General features: G+C 44.7%; 16 protein-coding genes and 1 tRNA gene. 5 read left to right on the top strand and 12 right to left on the bottom strand.

The features are described 5' to 3' along the window. The first annotated feature begins 68 nt into the window (after positions 1–68). A complete protein-coding gene (gene cdd, locus KO501_RS02030) occupies positions 69–488 on the top strand; it encodes a cytidine deaminase (protein WP_216027973.1) in 420 nt (139 codons plus the stop codon). Between the two features lie 5 nt (positions 489–493). Here the strand turns inward: cdd and KO501_RS02035 are convergent, their stop codons facing one another. Both KO501_RS02035 and pnp read right to left on the bottom strand, forming a co-directional pair. Beyond that, positions 494–787, bottom strand: coding sequence for a DUF1244 domain-containing protein (locus KO501_RS02035; RefSeq protein ID WP_216027974.1), 294 nt, complete (start codon positions 785–787; stop codon positions 494–496). Positions 788–868: 81 nt separating this feature from the next. Next, on the bottom strand, positions 869–2,980 hold the full coding sequence (gene pnp / locus KO501_RS02040; protein ID WP_216027975.1) for a polyribonucleotide nucleotidyltransferase: 2,112 nt from the start codon (positions 2,978–2,980) through the stop codon (positions 869–871). A gap of 230 nt (positions 2,981–3,210) precedes the next feature. Here pnp and KO501_RS02045 point away from each other — a divergent pair, with 230 nt between their 5' ends. Further along, complete coding sequence (locus KO501_RS02045; RefSeq protein ID WP_216027976.1) at positions 3,211–3,762, top strand: HNH endonuclease; 552 nt, start codon at positions 3,211–3,213, stop codon at positions 3,760–3,762. Between the two features lie 4 nt (positions 3,763–3,766). Here KO501_RS02045 and KO501_RS02050 read toward each other — a convergent pair whose 3' ends face one another. The 4 genes from KO501_RS02050 to putP all read right to left on the bottom strand — a co-directional run bounded on the left by KO501_RS02050 (position 3,767) and on the right by putP (position 8,632). After that, the gene (locus KO501_RS02050; RefSeq protein ID WP_252728058.1) at positions 3,767–4,663 is read right to left on the bottom strand and encodes a mechanosensitive ion channel family protein; all 897 of its coding nucleotides are present in this window, start codon (positions 4,661–4,663) and stop codon (positions 3,767–3,769) included. A gap of 105 nt (positions 4,664–4,768) precedes the next feature. Then, on the bottom strand, positions 4,769–6,016 hold the full coding sequence (locus KO501_RS02055; protein WP_216027977.1) for a glutamate-5-semialdehyde dehydrogenase: 1,248 nt from the start codon (positions 6,014–6,016) through the stop codon (positions 4,769–4,771). Next, the gene (gene proB, locus KO501_RS02060; protein ID WP_216027978.1) at positions 6,013–7,119 is read right to left on the bottom strand and encodes a glutamate 5-kinase; all 1,107 of its coding nucleotides are present in this window, start codon (positions 7,117–7,119) and stop codon (positions 6,013–6,015) included. Before proB ends, KO501_RS02055 begins: the two co-directional genes overlap by 4 nt. A gap of 13 nt (positions 7,120–7,132) precedes the next feature. Further along, positions 7,133–8,632, bottom strand: coding sequence for a sodium/proline symporter PutP (gene putP / locus KO501_RS02065; RefSeq protein WP_216027979.1), 1,500 nt, complete (start codon positions 8,630–8,632; stop codon positions 7,133–7,135). 873 nt (positions 8,633–9,505) lie between these two features. Here putP and KO501_RS02070 point away from each other — a divergent pair. Continuing rightward, entirely contained in the window at positions 9,506–10,054 is a 549-nt protein-coding gene (locus KO501_RS02070) for a hypothetical protein (RefSeq protein ID WP_216027980.1), read from the top strand. Between the two features lie 67 nt (positions 10,055–10,121). On the opposite strand, the gene KO501_RS02075 is transcribed toward KO501_RS02070, so the two are convergent. Together KO501_RS02075 and KO501_RS02080 are read right to left on the bottom strand one after the other, a co-directional pair. Continuing rightward, a complete protein-coding gene (locus KO501_RS02075; protein WP_216027981.1) occupies positions 10,122–10,808 on the bottom strand; it encodes an SDR family NAD(P)-dependent oxidoreductase in 687 nt (228 codons plus the stop codon). 14 nt (positions 10,809–10,822) lie between these two features. Beyond that, positions 10,823–11,350, bottom strand: a complete 528-nt coding sequence (locus KO501_RS02080; protein WP_216027982.1) for a DUF2878 domain-containing protein — start codon at positions 11,348–11,350, stop codon at positions 10,823–10,825. Positions 11,351–11,483: 133 nt separating this feature from the next. On the opposite strand from KO501_RS02080, the gene KO501_RS02085 reads away from it, so the two are divergent. After that, entirely contained in the window at positions 11,484–13,106 is a 1,623-nt protein-coding gene (locus KO501_RS02085; RefSeq protein ID WP_216027983.1) for a diacylglycerol kinase family protein, read from the top strand. 75 nt (positions 13,107–13,181) lie between these two features. Continuing rightward, a complete protein-coding gene (locus tag KO501_RS02090) occupies positions 13,182–14,504 on the top strand; it encodes a DUF2254 domain-containing protein (protein ID WP_216027984.1) in 1,323 nt (440 codons plus the stop codon). On the opposite strand, the gene KO501_RS02095 is transcribed toward KO501_RS02090, so the two are convergent. The 4 genes from KO501_RS02095 to tpiA all read right to left on the bottom strand — a co-directional run bounded on the left by KO501_RS02095 (position 14,501) and on the right by tpiA (position 16,104). Then, positions 14,501–14,659, bottom strand: coding sequence for a YqaE/Pmp3 family membrane protein (locus KO501_RS02095; RefSeq protein ID WP_216027985.1), 159 nt, complete (start codon positions 14,657–14,659; stop codon positions 14,501–14,503). The two genes, KO501_RS02090 and KO501_RS02095, sit on opposite strands and share 4 nt — an antisense overlap. 201 nt (positions 14,660–14,860) lie before the next feature. Beyond that, positions 14,861–14,945, bottom strand: a tRNA-Leu gene (locus tag KO501_RS02100). 9 nt (positions 14,946–14,954) lie between these two features. Beyond that, complete coding sequence (gene secG / locus KO501_RS02105; RefSeq protein ID WP_216027986.1) at positions 14,955–15,347, bottom strand: preprotein translocase subunit SecG; 393 nt, start codon at positions 15,345–15,347, stop codon at positions 14,955–14,957. A gap of 10 nt (positions 15,348–15,357) precedes the next feature. Next, positions 15,358–16,104 (bottom strand): triose-phosphate isomerase, encoded by a 747-nt coding sequence (gene tpiA / locus KO501_RS02110; RefSeq protein WP_216027987.1) that lies wholly within the window; start codon positions 16,102–16,104, stop codon positions 15,358–15,360. Positions 16,105–16,176 lie beyond the last annotated feature (72 nt).

Here is a 16,176-nt window from a genome sequence, read left to right on the forward strand (position 1 = left end):
GTAGCGATGACTGCCACCTTCGCTGATTTGGTTTAAAAAGTAAAGCCTAAACCCACCAGAGAGATGTAATGGAAAGTAAAATAATAACACAACTTATTAATTCAGCTCAAAATGCGCAAAAAAATGCCCATGCCCCCTACTCTGGCTTTCAGGTAGGGGCTGCCGTACTTACACAAGATGATCGTATTTTTTCAGGGTGTAACGTAGAAAATGCAGCCTATCCCCTAGGACAATGCGCCGAAGCCACGGCCATAGGCAGCATGGTAACTGACGGCACTAAAATAATAAAAGCCGTGGTCATTGCCAGTCCCAACGAGGAACTATGTTTTCCTTGTGGCGGGTGTCGACAAAAACTGGCCGAGTTTGCCGAAGACGCCACACCCGTATACATGGTCACTGCCAAAGGTCATATTGAAAAACACACCGTCGGAGACTTACTTCCCCACGCTTTTCGTCTTCGCCATGATGGCACAACAGATAAAGCCTAATTACATTAGGCTTTTTTCTTCGCGGCCATGGCATCTAATTGGGCTTGCGTAGCCGGTGCCTGATGGTGTTCTTTCCACTCACTGTAAGGCATTTTATAAATGATTTCTCTGGCTGCGTCATAGTCAATATGCTCGCCTTCATCCGCCGCCGCTGCACTGTACCATTTGGCCAGACAGTTACGACAGAAATCTGCCAAGATCATCAAGTCGATGTTTTGCACCTGTTTGTTGTTATCTAAATGTTCAAGCAAACGCCTAAACGCTGCAGCTTCAATACGAGTTTGGGTGTCTTCGGTCATTCGTTTTCTCCAACAAAAAAGGCGCTAATGCGCCTTTTTACAATGGTAAATAAACAGAGTATTACATCCTAAATAGGATCCTTACTCTCCTTTATCTTCTTTTGGTGCAGGTTTTTCAAGCAATTCTTTAATGCTTAAACGCACACGATTTTGGCGGTCGATTTCCATTACTTTAACGTCAACCATTTCACCTTCTTTAAGGTAATCAGTTACTTTGTTAACACGTTCATGGGCAATCTGAGAAATGTGTACCAGGCCTTCTTTACCCGGTAATACTTCCACAAAGGCACCAAAATCAACGATACGAGTAATTTTACCGTTATAGGTTTTACCCACTTCAATTTCAGCAGTTACTTGCTCAATTTTGCTAATAGCAATATCGGCTTTCGCACGCTCGGTAGCGAAAATCTTGATGGTTCCGTCATCTTCGATTTCGATATTAGTATCCGATTCTTCTGTGATTTGACGAATCATCGCACCACCTTTACCAATCACATCGCGGATCTTGTCCTGATCGATTTTCATAGTATAGATACGTGGCGCAAATTCGCTCAATTCTTCACGGTGACCGGTAATGGCTTCATCCATCACTTTAAGAATATGCAAACGGGCTTCTTTGGCTTGCTTAAGCGCAATTTGCATAATTTCTTTGGTGATACCTTCGATTTTGATATCCATTTGTAACGCTGTGATACCGTCAGTGGTACCCGCTACTTTAAAGTCCATATCACCCAAGTGATCTTCATCACCTAAGATATCAGAAAGAACAACAAAGTTTTCATCGCTCTTCACCAATCCCATAGCGATACCCGCTACAGAGGCTTTGATTGGTACACCCGCATCCATTAACGCCAACGAGGTACCACATACAGACGCCATAGACGATGAACCGTTAGACTCGGTGATTTCAGAAACCACACGTACTACATACGGGAAATCTTCATCAGAAGGCATTACAGCTTGAATACCACGTTTTGCTAAACGACCGTGACCAATTTCACGACGCTTAGGTGAACCGATAAAGCCCGTTTCACCCACACAATACGGAGGGAAGTTATAATGCAACATGAATTTGCTGTCGCGCTTACCTTGAAGCTCGTCAATCATTTGCGCATCACGTTCTGTACCTAAGGTCGCAACAACCAATGCTTGGGTTTCACCACGGGTAAACACAGCAGAACCGTGAGTACGAGGTAATACGCCAGTCGATACATCAAGAGCACGAATCATCGCAGGGTCACGACCATCAATACGTGGCTTGCCATCTAAGATCCGTGAACGTACAACATCACTTTCTAGATCATGAAGAAGATCAGACGCTTCTTTAGCATCTTGCTCTGGATTTTCTTCTAAGATTTTTGCCAATGCTTGTTCAGTAACCGCAGTAACCGCATCTTTACGTGCCAGTTTGTCAGAGATTTGATACGCCTCTGTCATACCGGCTTCGGCTAACGCTTTTACTTTTGCTTTAAGCTCTGTGTTTTCTGCTTGTGGTTTCCAATCCCATGCTGGGGTTGCCACTTCTGCGGCAAACGCTTTTACAGCATTAACCACAGCCTGAGATTGCTCATGGCCGTACATTACTGCACCAAGCATGACATCTTCTGGCAAAATACTGGCTTCAGATTCAACCATCAATACCGCACTTTCAGTACCCGCAACCACTAAATCTAATTGGCTTTCTGCTTGTTCTGAATTGCGGGTATTTAGAATATATTCGCCATCAGTGTAACCAACACGGGCTGCACCAACTGGGCCATTGAATGGAATACCAGAGATCGCTAATGCCGCAGAAGTACCAATCAATGAAATAACATCAGTGGGTATTTCTGGGTTTGCTGAAAGTACAGTTACGACAATTTGTACTTCGTTAAAAAACCCTTCTGGGAATAACGGACGAATTGGGCGGTCAATAAGTCGCGCGATAAGGGTTTCGCCTTCTGAAGGACGTCCTTCACGCTTGAAAAAACCACCTGGAATTTTACCTGCGGCATAAGCCTTTTCCTGATAATTAACCGTTAACGGGAAAAAATCCTGATCAGCTTTTGCGTCTTTTTTACCAACTACGGTAACCATCACGGATGTGTCATCCATGCTAGCGATAACTGCGGCCGTTGCCTGACGAGCGATTACGCCCGTTTCTAAAGTAACAGTATGCTGTCCATACTGAAATGAATGAGTAATAGGAGTCACTATTTGTCCTTTTTCTTTAATATATATTTCGCTTTTAAACGCGGCGCATAGTATAGCCGCGAACGCCAAGTATTGCCATTATGAAATACACAGCACATTTTCATTATTTACCAACATTAGGGCTTTGTGTGTAGTGAAATAAATTATTAACTTGGCATTTGGCTGTTTTTTCATCATATTGCAATAATAAACAGTAAGCTGTATCTGTCATTATTCAGGAGATATCCGCTATGCTCGTGCTCAGACTAAACAAAGCAGGCATGCCCCAAGAGTGGATTTTACCAGAAGAAGCCGCAAGGCTTTACTGTCAACAAAAGGTATTATTTGAATTGGGACAGCGTTCCTTAACCTTGCATGGAGGTTGGGATCATCAGGGTAATCAAAGCCGACTTACCCTTTCCAGTATTATCGCCTGCGACGGTAAGGTAACCGATTTGAACGGCAAAATAGCGTTGAATAATCGCTATTTGTTTCGTCGAGACAATCATCTTTGCCTATATTGCGGGCAAACCTTTCGTCCGTCGCTATTAACCCGCGACCACATCATTCCTCGTTCCCGTGGAGGAAAAGACAGGTGGACTAATGTGGCGACTGCCTGCGCGCGCTGCAACCATGCTAAAGGGGCTCGCACCCCAGAAGAAGCTAACATGCCCCTGCTTGCCGTGCCCTTCAGGCCTAATATTTACGAACGGTTTTACTTAATGAACCGTCGAATTTTGGCCGACCAAATGGCGTTTTTAAGTAGCCACTTTTCCCAACAACGGCATTGGGTGAAAACATAACCTTTTACCGATCTTTAAAGGGTTTTTTGGCGCGGATATTTTCTTCGCTGATGATCTTTTCATGCCACAATTCCATCCAATCCTGAGAGATTTTCTGCTGCAATTCATGGGCTTCTTCAATGGGACAAAATAGCGAGATGGTAATACGCAATTTCGCAAATTGATTGGTTTCTATGGCGATATCCGGGTCTATATCAATAAATTCAGCATCCATGTGCCGCTCGATAAGGCTTTTGTACCTATCGGCAACTTCGCGAAAATGTTCACAGTGGGCCAACGTGCGTTCCCTGAATTCGGGAAGCAAGGCATAAGGGTTGGTCTCAGGTTCTAATACCAGTTTGAATGAATGCAACGTGTAACGTCTTAGAAAATTTAAGTTTCTTACCGCTTGGGTTACAAGTTGACTATTTGGGATGTACAAGTGTTTACCGGTGTAATTATAGGACTCGGGATCCACTTCCAACAACGCGGTTTTTGCCCAATCCATTTCCACCACTTCCCCTTGCACATTATTCATTTGGATCCAGTCGCCCACACGAAATGGTCGCGCGCCAAGATAATAAATAAAGCCCATAAAGCATTGAATAAACTCCCGGGTAGCAAGCACGATGGCAACCATAAATGCGGCAATTGAAATGGCCAAGCTTTGGATCTCAGAGGCCCACAGCATCATCAACAAAATGAGTAATATGGCATTACCCAGTTGCTCGATAATATTGATGGAATGACGTCTATCTTCGCCGGTTTTCTTACTACGTCTTTTGAGCAACCGTAAAAGCAGTCTTTTAACCGCCAAAAAGCTAATCACCATGATGGCGGAGGCCACCAGTTTATTGGTCTGGATAAAATCACCGATATCTTGCCACACAAGCGTCAAGTCGACGCCGACATCTGTCATCATGTTTGGGTAACTCTTGAGTTGAAAAAAAACCGAGCAAGGCGCTCGGTTTTCTAGTATCTCAATTCGGCTTACATTTCACAATGCTAACCGATGAACAAATTGAATCTAATCACGCACTTGGCCTGTACCATTCACAAGGTACTTCTCAGCGGTCAACGACTCCAGTCCCATAGGACCGTAGGCATGCAACTTAGTGGTGGCAATACCAATTTCAGCACCAAGCCCTAATTGACTACCGTCAGAGAAACGGGATGATGCGTTTACCATTACTACAGAGGCATCAACGGCGCGCTGGAACATTTGTGCTGACTGCGCGTTCTCGGTGCAAATAACCTCAGTATGGTTACTACCGAAATCGGCAATATGAGACAAGGCAGCGTCGAAATCATCAACCACACGGATTGCGATTTCTAGACCCAAGTACTCTTCGCCGTAGCCCTCTTCACCAATCACATCTGGATTTGTGAAGTAACTGGCCCCTGCTTCGTTCACATGGATGCGTACATCATGTTCTGCCAACGCTTTGGCGACTTGGGGTAAGAAATCACCGGCAACCGCCTGGTGTACCAGTAATCCTTCAAGTGCATTACACACCCCAGTACGCTGGGTTTTACCGTTAAGTAATAATGCCAGTGCTTTGTCTAGATCGGCGTCCTTGTCTACGTATAGATGACACACCCCTTTAAAGTGCTGGATAACCGGCACTTTAGAATTATCGGTAACATAGTTGATGAGGCCTTCCCCACCACGAGGAATAATCACATCGATTGAATCTCGCTGCTCCATTAATTCCTGCATCAATGCCCGGTCGGGATCAGGAACCACACTAATAAGCGCCTTAGGCAAATCGTGTTGTTCTAGCACATCCTGCATCAACCCGGCAATGGCCAGACTTGTGTCTAAGGCTTCTTTACCGCCTCTTAGGATAACCGCATTGCCTGATTTAAAGCACAATGCGCCGGCATCTGCGGTGACGTTAGGGCGGGCTTCGTAAATCATGCATACCAAACCTAATGGAATACGCATCTTTTTGATTTCGATACCATTAGGACGGGTACCGATAACACGTTCTTTACCCACCGGATCATCCAAATCAATGATCACTTCAATGCCTTCAGCCATGGCTTCAATGCGCGCGTCGTCCAGAATTAAACGGTCAATCATGGCAGCGTCAAGCTGAGCCTCTTTGGCCCGGGCCACTTCTTTTTCGTTTACCTGCTTAATTGCGTCCTTGCTGTTACGAATCGCTGCCGCCATGTCTTTGAGCACCGCGTCTTTGGCAGATTCGTCCAGTACGGCAAGGGTTCGTGCGGCTTGCTTTGCGTTTTTTGCTAAGGATGTAATTAAACTCATTCTTTCTCCAGGTTAGCTAAATTCTTTTTCGAAATAATCGGCCCCGTTTTTTCTTCAAACTCAGAGGCAAAATCATCATCTTCTTGATTGGCAATAAAGTTCAATAAGCAACTGCTGTAATTAGAGCGTGCTTTTACCAGTTTGGTGCCATCGTCTTTTCTGACAATAATGGTATCACCCACTGAGAACTCGCCTTTAACGTCCAAAATCTCTTTACTGGTCAATGACTCTGCGTTGTCACACAATGCAGGCGCAAACTCATTTTCAACAATGACTTCGCCCTGAGCGCGGGTTGTGTGCCGCATCCAGTGTTCATTTTCCGCCATGGGTTTTTCATAAGCAGTAAAATGGGTTCCTGGATTTTTGCCATTAAGTAACATATTAAATGACAATTCAGTAAAACCGTTAATAATATATGTATCGATACCATGAGAAACCGCTTTTTCTGCCGCTTCAATTTTCGTACGCATGCCGCCGGTTCCTACACCGCCTTTGACTGCGCCGCCCGCCATGGCATAAATATCAGCATCAATATTATCAACCTTAGATAATAAGGTTGCGTCATCATGAGTATGGGGGTTTTTATCATAAAGCCCATCCACATCAGAACAAATAATTAATGCATCGGCGTCTGCCGCAGATGCCACCATGGCTGACAGATTATCGTTGTCGCCAACTTTCAATTTATCCGTCGTTACGGTGTCGTTTTCGTTAATAATGGGCAGTATATTGTGCTCAAGTAAACTAAACGTGGTATCACGAATACTCACATAGCGCTCTCTATCACGGAGATCAGCGTGAGTCAGCAGAATTTGCGCCGAGGGAAAATCAAATAATCGATCCCAAGTTGCAATCATTTCTGTTTGGCCGGCAGCGGCCATGGCTTTTTTAATAGTGATGTCAGAACGCTCACAGTCGGGGAACTGGTGAGCTCCCGCGGCCACTGAACCTGAGGAAACAAGCACAACCTGAGTGCCCATGGCGCGACATTTCACGATAAACTGCGCGATACTAAGAAGATAATGGCTACTGCATCCTTTGCGGTTAGGGGAAATAAGAGCACTCCCAACTTTAACCACGATGCGTTTCCAATTTTTGTTCATACTTAAATTCACCTTAAGATTGTTGATTCGCAAGTTCCCGGTTCGTTTCGCTAAACATCGCCTGAACTTCAGACGATGGCGCCTGGCTGCATGCCGAGACAAGCCACAAGGTCATAGAACTGACTATGAAGCCGGGAATAATTTCATAAACGACACTACTGAGTGTCTCGCCGTCCGCTAGAACAGGCGCATAAATCCAAAATAAAACTGTTGCTGCACCGCTAATAATGCCTGCCAACGCGGCATTATGAGTAAGATCCTTTTTGTACAGACAAGCCAAAACTAACGGCCCAAACGCAGCGCCAAATCCTGCCCATGCGTTACTTACCAGCGATAAAATTGTATTTGACGAGTCCCAGGCCAGAGCCAACGCCGCTAACGCGACCCCACCAACGCCTAACCGGCCAATATTCACAGTGGACTGTCCATCATTATTCTTTTTAGACATTACGCGATAAATGTCTTCGGTTAATGAACTCGCCGACACCAATAATTGGGACGAAATGGTGCTCATAATGGCGGCTAAAATAGCGGCCATCAAAAATCCGCTGACTAACGGATGAAATAACAACTGAGAAAACACGATAAATATGGTCTCAGGATCTTCCACGCTCAAACCAAACTGGTTGGCATAAGCGATGCCTACAAATCCGGTCGCTAATGCGCCAATAATCGTCACTGTCATCCACGACATGCCAATATTGCGCGCGGTGGAAATAGATTTAACAGACCGTATCGCCATAAACCGAACAATAATGTGCGGTTGTCCGAAATACCCTAAGCCCCAAGAAAGGCTAGAGATAAGGCCAATGGCTGATACCGTTTTCCACGATTCCGGCAAACTCGGTATCGACGTATACGCAGCGCCAGTCATCTGGCTAACGCTATCGAACTCGCTAAATGCAACTAACGGCACCAATACAAGGGCGACAAACATAATGCACCCCTGCACAAAATCCGTCATGCTAACGGCCAGAAAACCGCCTAACAGCGTATATGACACCACCACCGCTAGCGTAATGATAAGGCCCCATTGGTACTCAACATTAAACGCGCTTTCAAATAACTTACCCCCTGCCACTAATCCAGCGGATGTGTACAAGGTAAAAAATAAAACAATAATTGCAGCCGACACCATTCTTACGGTGGCGTTTGACTGACCGAAACGTTTGGCAAAAAACTCCGGAACGGTAAGCGAATCGTCAGCGACTTCGGTGTAAACCCGTAATTTTGGTGCCACTAGTAGATAGTTCGCTAACGCACCGACAACCAGTCCAATGGCGATATAAAGCGCATCAAAACCAGAAACGAACATGGCACCGGGCAACCCCATCAGCATCCATCCACTCATGTCTGACGCCCCTGCAGACAACGCAGTTACCTGTGGACTGACTTGGCGTCCACCAAGAATGTATCCTGAGATATCACTGGTCGACTGACGATAGGCAAAAAGCCCTATGCCCAACATGGCAATGAAATAAATGCCTAACGATATATATGCTTCAAATTGCATAAAAACTAATGCGCTCCCACTTTTCTAAAACATAAATAAAAGGCGCTTATGTGCGCCTTTTATTTTCACTCTATTAATTTGAGTTCTAATTATATCAGTATCTAATCTTAATTATCAAGGCGGGTTTGTGGAAACGTGTGTTTACGGTATCTCAGATGGATTTTCTTTACATTCCACGCTGAATCCCACTCACCTTGGGAAAACACAAATTAAAAAGATATTATTCAATTAGTTAAAAAAACAACTCTCAAAGTGAAAATAGACTAAATCTCGACTTTATAATACTTTTGATTAAAGTTTTTGAACGCCTGAATAGTTACACATGAATCTAACTGTGTACGGTATTCACGCACAATCATTCGTGTAACCTACGATTGCAGAAAGAAAAAAGATCGTTATTTATCCTATCGGGCTTAATTTAGCGCGGTCGACTTCATGCAATAACTACACAAGGTATTCAAATTTCGTTTAAGTAAAATGACTTCGGGTGAAGGTAATTTAAGCGGTATCAGGCGTTGGCAAAGCCGCCCTAACTCCTCATGGCACAGTTGTACGAGTTAGCAACAGTCGGTATTCCAAGCATCTCCGCTTTATTTAAGACGCCCAAAACAGCACAGTGAAAGTGAGAAAATTTTTCATAACACTAGAAAATACTTCATTAAATAGCCTATGCGCTGTTTTGAATATGGCCAAATTTATGGCAAAACATATACAAATCAACAACATATTTATTCGGTATAGAATTTGTATTCACTTGACATTAGTGATGTGTAATAACACAAATTTTTTCTTATCCCCGTGGAGTTAGGGTAAAGGTGCGTAAACGGCTTCTTTGTTAGATTTAACTTCTCGGGCTTATTAAACGGGTGATCTATGAGTGATCTAACTACACCGAATGTTGATGCCATTGTTGGGGCTAAAAATACCCAAATAGCGGCCATATTTGACGATCAACAGCAAGTTGCAATGGGAATACAAACACTGCAGTCCCAAACTGACCTGTCACCACAGCAACTAACCCTTATTCATCCTAAGGACGAAGGCTTTAATGCGAAACTTGAAAAGGCCAGTGAGAAAATTGGTAAGCGACTATGGCACTCCCACCTGATTTTAGGGGCGGCGGGTATAATTACCGGATTAATCTTCGCTTTTATCCTCGTCAATTTTGGCCCTGCCCTCACACAAAATAACCCTATGTTCACCTACATCGCGTTAATCAGTCCTGGCTTGTTTATCGGACTATTTGTGGCAGGGTTAATTGGCTTACGTCCCGATCGTGACGAAATCGTCCAGACCGTACGTTCAGCGATTCGACGTGGCAAATTTGCCCTTGTGGTAAACCTGAAACGAGAGCAATCCGTCACCTCAGTGCGCGATGCACTATCGGCCAATAGCAGTAAAGTAATAGAAGCCATACAATAAAACTCGGTTCGCTATGGGGCGTTCCCCATAGCCCATCCCAAAGTAACAGTATGAGTAGCTGCGCCAGTTACCAAGAAATCTCGTCTTGGTCGCGAAAAAACTTGCCAGTTGGACCATCGTCTTCTAAAAGCCCTAGCCAAACCGCTGTCTTTGCCCCTTCTTCCGGCGTTCGGGGCGCATCCTTTCCTCCTAAGCGCGTATGTACCCAGCCTGGCGTCATGCTATTAATTTTTACGTTGGCGGCATCCACACTATTGGCAATGTTAACGGTAAGGGCGTTTAGAGCCGCTTTACTCACAGAATAGGCGGTTGGCCCATTTATGCCCTGTTCGAAGGACCCATAGCCCGAAGAAAGATTCACAATTCGCCCATAGTTTTTTTCAACCATAGCAGGTAATACTTGCTGAATTAGACATAAAGGCCCATAAACGTGCACTTGCATGGCTCGCTTAATCTCTTCAAGCTCCACATTCTGCCAATCATTATCTTCTAAGAACCCCGCGTTGTTGACCAAAATATCGATATCGCCATAAATAGCTTGTGCCCTTGTCACACTTTCAATAATTTGCTGTTCGTTATTCAGGTTTAACTCGATAACTTGAATGTCAGCACCTACAATGTCTTTTTTCGCTGCCAAGCCATCGTCTTCATTTCTGCATCCTAAAAGCACCTTGCACCCTTCCTTGGCAAACCCGCGCACAATCTCTAGACCTATGCCTCTGTTTCCTCCGGTGATCAATACCGTTGATGTCATAACTGTCCCCGCATTTAATTGTATTGAATTGGTGCAAATCGTTTTTGTTGCCAAACATCAATGTATAACCAAAGTGGTACGGTAAACGCCCAGATGAAGGCGATGACGACTAACGTCATCGCCGTGGGAAAAAGAAAGGTAACCGCCCCTAATTTTGCGGCGGCGAAGTAGCTTAAAGGCCCTGACACCGCCCCAAGGAATGCGGCTAACAAATATCTGTCTCGCAAGTAAGTTAAACTGATCCGCAGCATATAGCCGAACGCCACCCACAGCACCACCAACCACAAGGGGATCAGCGCGCTAACTTCCGCTGAAAACTGATAGAAACCGAGGGCAGCTAAGGTACCGTCTACGAGTACACCATACAGTCCAATCGCCACACCAAAAATCACACTTTGTAAACGACAGGGCAAAACGGCGATGTATCCTACGATAAGAAAGAGCATTAACCACAAAAACTGATTTTCAAACACGATTGCGCAAAACCAGATCGTCTGAAACCAGACAAAATTCACTAACTTACCTTTCCACCCTTGGTCCATGATGTTTGTCTCTTTGCACAATTTTATCTAAAACGAAGCAATCCAGTTTCCATATAAACCGTATTGCATTAATAGGTACGGCGTATTCATTACTTGGTTCAAGAAAACAGCCGAATAACATGGAGAGATAAGTATGAAAATGGTCAAGTATTACCTGATTGGCGCTGTTATTGCCGCTTTCGCCACCTGGTTTATCCCCTATTGGCCGTTAAAAGTGATTTTCGGCTGGATATTTTTTTCTCTTAGCGCAGTTTCTTTTGCCTACATTTTTAATTACCCCAGCCTGTTTAGAAAACGGGAAGACGGTACCATTCCCTTTTATATTCGCTGGCTATTTATTCCTTTTTTACTCGGCACAGGCGCTTATAACGCGTGGGCACGTAAACACGATGAAGTCCCTGCCATTCAGCGCATCGAAACCGATCTATTTCTTGCATGTCGGTTATCCAATAATGATGTAGAGACACTAAAGCAACAAGGTGTCACCGCTATCCTCGATGTAACCGCCGAGTTCGACGGACTGGATTGGTCTGCTCAATTCATGGACTGTCATTATCTTAATATTCCGGTACTTGATCATACTAGCCCCACCACCGAACAACTCAATACCGCCATTAATTGGATTGCGCAACAAATAAAGGATGACAGAAAGGTCGTCGTTCATTGCGCCCTTGGTAGAGGTCGTTCCGTTCTAATTGTAGCCGCATATTTGTTAGCGAAAAATCCTCAGCTTTCCATTGATGATGCCATGGGCCAAATACAGCAAATCCGCAGTACCGCTAGGCTCAACAAAAAACAACTCGCCGCGCTAACCAAGATAAAACAAGGTGGTCACATAAAATTCACCCAATCCTTAGCGATTATTGCTAACCCTGTGGCAGGGGGCGGAAAATGGAAACAAGAGAAGCCCTTGATCCTGTCATTACTCAACCCTCATTTTCGGGTCACCGTGTTAGAAACCACCATTGATATTGATGCCAAGCAACGTGGCCTAGAGGCCCTCAACGACGGCGCAGATGTGCTGGTTGCCTGTGGCGGAGACGGCACCGTAACCGAAGTGGCCAGTGTTTGTGTTAATACGAAAACCACCCTGGGGGTAATTCCATTAGGCACCGCCAATGCCCTTAGCCAAGTTTTGCATGGTTACCTTAGCAGAATCATTCCCATCCAAACTGCATGCGATATTATCATTAACGGACATACCACCATCATGGATACCGCCTCCTGTAACGACGAACTGGTATTGATGGTGGCAGCCCTCGGCTTTGAACAGCAAATGATAGCGGCGGCAGATCGCAACGAAAAAAACGAAGGCGGACAGTTCGCTTACTTACGTGGATTATGGAAGGCCATTTCAGCCAATGAGGTCATGGATCTTCGCGTACGCTTTGACGACGAGCAACAAGAACAGGAAATAACCACGCCAAGTTTCGTTATTGCTAATGCGGCCCCATTAACGACGGCCTTGGCCCAAGGGGGAGAACAACCAGATATTACCGATGGCAAAGCTGATATTACGTGGTTACTTCCACAAGACGAAGAAGATAACCAATTACTGTCATTGGCAGAATTGGTCCTAGCAGATAAACAAACCAAACAAGCATCTGAACGTATTTGTCACCAACAAGCACGCTCGATTACCCTTTCACTAGCCCAAGAGACCCCCTATGCGGTAGATGGTGAAATTCGCCATGCCAGCGAAATTCGCTTTATCGTATCGAAGAAGAACTTGCAGGTATTAACCTCGCCAGATTAGCCCGCGTCTTTACACGTAAGACAAACCAATGGTTGTAACAACAGGGTAATGAACCCTATTTTAGCAAGGTAACGAATGAATAAACTGCTCATTACACTAGGCACCATGGTGCGTACCTATTGGGAAAAACTACGGGTAAGCTACTGGTTTATTCCTGCCTGCATGATCATCCCCGCGTTATTACTGGGCAGTGTGTTATACCTTATTGTCCCGCTGATACAGCCAAATACCACGGCCCCGCTTTGGGGATGGACAATCACAGCCCAATCTGCAGCGCAATTAACCACAACGGTGGCCTCTGCCACTATTACCGCAACCAGTATCGCGTTTTCCATGACCTTGGTCTCTCTCACAATGGCATCGAAACAATTTGGGCCACGGTTAATTCAAACCTTTATGGATGATCGGGGAACCCAATGTGTACTGGGTGCTTTAACGTCAACCTTTGTGTTTTGTTTATTGGCTATTCACCGCTTAGGCGTAGAAGAAACCAGTATTTTGGTCGCATCGGTGTATGCGCTAACAGTATTGATGTTTGGAATAATAGATACTTTGTTGCTTATCTATTTTATCCATCACATCGCCACCTTCATTCAGGCCGATAAGATTATCGAGCGTTGTTATCAATCGGCTATTTTCCATATCAATAGCCTTTTTCCTGCTCACAAAAGTAATGATGATGTCACAGCTATCAGTCCCGACCTGATCAAAACGGGCCCGTATACCACCGTGGTGCCCCCTACCCAAAGTGGCTATATAAACGCTATTGATTACGAAGGGTTAATGCGGTTTCCACAAACCTATGTGACTGGCGTCGAAATTCATGTGCGGGGCGGTGATTACGTTGCATTAAACGATAAGGTGATGACGATTCATAGCCTTCATCCTATTACGCAAAAAGCATTTGCATCTTACCAACGGCACATTTTTTTAGGCACACAAAGAAGTGCCATACAAGATCCGGAGTTCTCTCTTTCTCAACTCGTTGATATTGCCCTTCGGGCACTGTCTCCTGGGATAAACGATCCTGAAACTGCGCGAACGAGTGCAGACAGACTAACGTCGGCATGCATTCATTTGGCCAAAAAGCGTTTTCCGCCGTCAGCGCTGGTTCATACCACATCGAATATATGGATCTTAAGACGAACCGCCAGTTTCGCGAGCATTGTGGATAAAGGGTTTTGTGAAATCAGTGAAGCCGGCGCACAGCATGCAGCGGTAATGACGCACTTGCTTTATTGCATTGATAAAATTCAACATCAGGTGTCTTCAGAGTACACCGTGGTATTAAACAAGCAAGCCGCGAATATGTATCAGTTAGCGTTAGAGCACGCTAGCGATGAGAGGAATAAAAGAAAACTTATGGCCGCCTATAAGACGGCCATTCGCTTGTCTTAGCGCGTGGCAATAATATACACCGCGTGGACAATACCTGGAATATAACCTAACAGGGTCAGCACAATATTGATCCAGAATTGAACGCCAATCCCCACTTGTAAGAATACACCCAGTGGCGGCAGTAAAATTGACAAAATAATGCGTAAGATATCCATAACTTTCTCCTTTTTAGTCGGTTCCCTTATAGTAAAGCAATTATGATGCAAACTTGCTGGTTTATATACCTACATATGAGTTTTTATTTCATCGTGGGCAAAAAAGGAAGCTCACTACCTTGGAGTTCGCTACCGAGCGCTTTGTACTTTTTAAACCCAACAAAAAAGGCTGCAACCTGTAAGTTGCAGCCTTTTTTTATTTGGTGCGGAAAGCGGGACTTGAACCCGCACGACCGAAGTCACCACCCCCTCAAGATGGCGTGTCTACCAATTCCACCACTTCCGCAAAAACTGTTTAGTTAGGAATGCTGTCCTGCTGCTCTTGAGATTGCTCAACAGGTACATCACTTTCCTGAGCCGCCGGTACGTCTGTCATCGGCACATCGCTGTCCGTCGGCGCTGATTGCTGTTCTACTGGAACTTCAAGTTCCTGCCATTCGTCTACGGCTTTTTCTTTATTCGCAGTAATATTTCCAAGAAACAAACTTAAAACGAAAAACAAAGTAGCAAGGGTTGCTGTTGTTTTTGTCATGAAGTTTCCTGAACCACTGGAACCGAATACAGTGTTAGAGCCACCGCCACCAAACGACGCGCCCATGTTGGCACCCTTACCCTGTTGGATTAATACAAAACCAATGAGCCCGATTGCAACAATTAGGTAAGAGACTAAAAGCACTTCGTATAACATAATAACCTCGTCAAGATGCCGCTTGGCAAATTGAAATAAAATCTTTCGCCTTAAGACTTGCTCCGCCTATCAATCCACCGTCGATATCGGGTTGAGCAAATAACTCTTTGGCATTATCTGGCTTCACACTACCGCCATACAGAATTTGTATCTTAGCTGCGAGTGAAGCATCCTTTGTTGCAATATAACTGCGAATAAATTCGTGAATGTCTTGAGCTTCTTGTGGCGATGCCGTCTTACCTGTACCAATAGCCCATATAGGCTCGTAAGCAATAACCGCATTCACTAACTCTTTGCTATCAATGACATCGAAAATCTCTTGCAACTGAGATTCTACAAATTCATTTACTTTGCCGCTTTCTCTTACTGATAGTGGTTCACCACAACAGATGATGGGTACTAACCCCCCATCGAGAACTTTTTGGGCTTTTTCAGCGACAGTACGGCTTGATTCACCGTGATCTTCTCGACGTTCAGAGTGACCAACAATGCAGTATTTACAGCCAAATTCATTTAACATGCTGACCGATAAATCACCGGTATGCGCACCATTTTCACAATGGCTAACATCCTGTGCACCCAACGCTATATTGCTTTCGCTAAACGCAGAAATAAATAGAGAAGGTGGACACAGCGCTACATCAACATTATCGAAATTAACACCGTTAAAAGCGTCGACAAATTCGTTAACTAAAGAACGGCTTCCATTCATTTTCCAGTTACCTGCTACGAGGTAATTTCTTTTTGCTGTATTCACGTCAGTCTTAACCCTGTACTGAAGCGGGCGTGATATTAACGATTCCGGTCATAATATACAAGCCCCCTAATT

The organism is Alteromonas sp. C1M14 (assembly GCF_018860965.1).
Taxonomy (GTDB): domain Bacteria; phylum Pseudomonadota; class Gammaproteobacteria; order Enterobacterales; family Alteromonadaceae; genus Alteromonas.

Excerpts from the sequence above, each read along its gene's own strand:
- cdd (WP_216027973.1), top strand. The coding sequence starts at position 69 with ATGGAAAGTAAAATAATAACACAACTTATTAATTCAGCTCAAAATGCG.
- KO501_RS02035 (WP_216027974.1), bottom strand. The coding sequence starts at position 787 with ATGACCGAAGACACCCAAACTCGTATTGAAGCTGCAGCGTTTAGGCGT.
- KO501_RS02045 (WP_216027976.1), top strand. The coding sequence starts at position 3,211 with ATGCTCGTGCTCAGACTAAACAAAGCAGGCATGCCCCAAGAGTGGATT.
- KO501_RS02050 (WP_252728058.1), bottom strand. The coding sequence starts at position 4,663 with ATGATGACAGATGTCGGCGTCGACTTGACGCTTGTGTGGCAAGATATC.
- KO501_RS02055 (WP_216027977.1), bottom strand. The coding sequence starts at position 6,016 with ATGAGTTTAATTACATCCTTAGCAAAAAACGCAAAGCAAGCCGCACGA.
- proB (WP_216027978.1), bottom strand. The coding sequence starts at position 7,119 with ATGAACAAAAATTGGAAACGCATCGTGGTTAAAGTTGGGAGTGCTCTT.
- putP (WP_216027979.1), bottom strand. The coding sequence starts at position 8,632 with ATGCAATTTGAAGCATATATATCGTTAGGCATTTATTTCATTGCCATG.
- KO501_RS02070 (WP_216027980.1), top strand. The coding sequence starts at position 9,506 with ATGAGTGATCTAACTACACCGAATGTTGATGCCATTGTTGGGGCTAAA.
- KO501_RS02075 (WP_216027981.1), bottom strand. The coding sequence starts at position 10,808 with ATGACATCAACGGTATTGATCACCGGAGGAAACAGAGGCATAGGTCTA.
- KO501_RS02080 (WP_216027982.1), bottom strand. The coding sequence starts at position 11,350 with ATGGACCAAGGGTGGAAAGGTAAGTTAGTGAATTTTGTCTGGTTTCAG.
- KO501_RS02085 (WP_216027983.1), top strand. The coding sequence starts at position 11,484 with ATGAAAATGGTCAAGTATTACCTGATTGGCGCTGTTATTGCCGCTTTC.
- KO501_RS02090 (WP_216027984.1), top strand. The coding sequence starts at position 13,182 with ATGAATAAACTGCTCATTACACTAGGCACCATGGTGCGTACCTATTGG.
- KO501_RS02095 (WP_216027985.1), bottom strand. The coding sequence starts at position 14,659 with ATGGATATCTTACGCATTATTTTGTCAATTTTACTGCCGCCACTGGGT.
- secG (WP_216027986.1), bottom strand. The coding sequence starts at position 15,347 with ATGTTATACGAAGTGCTTTTAGTCTCTTACCTAATTGTTGCAATCGGG.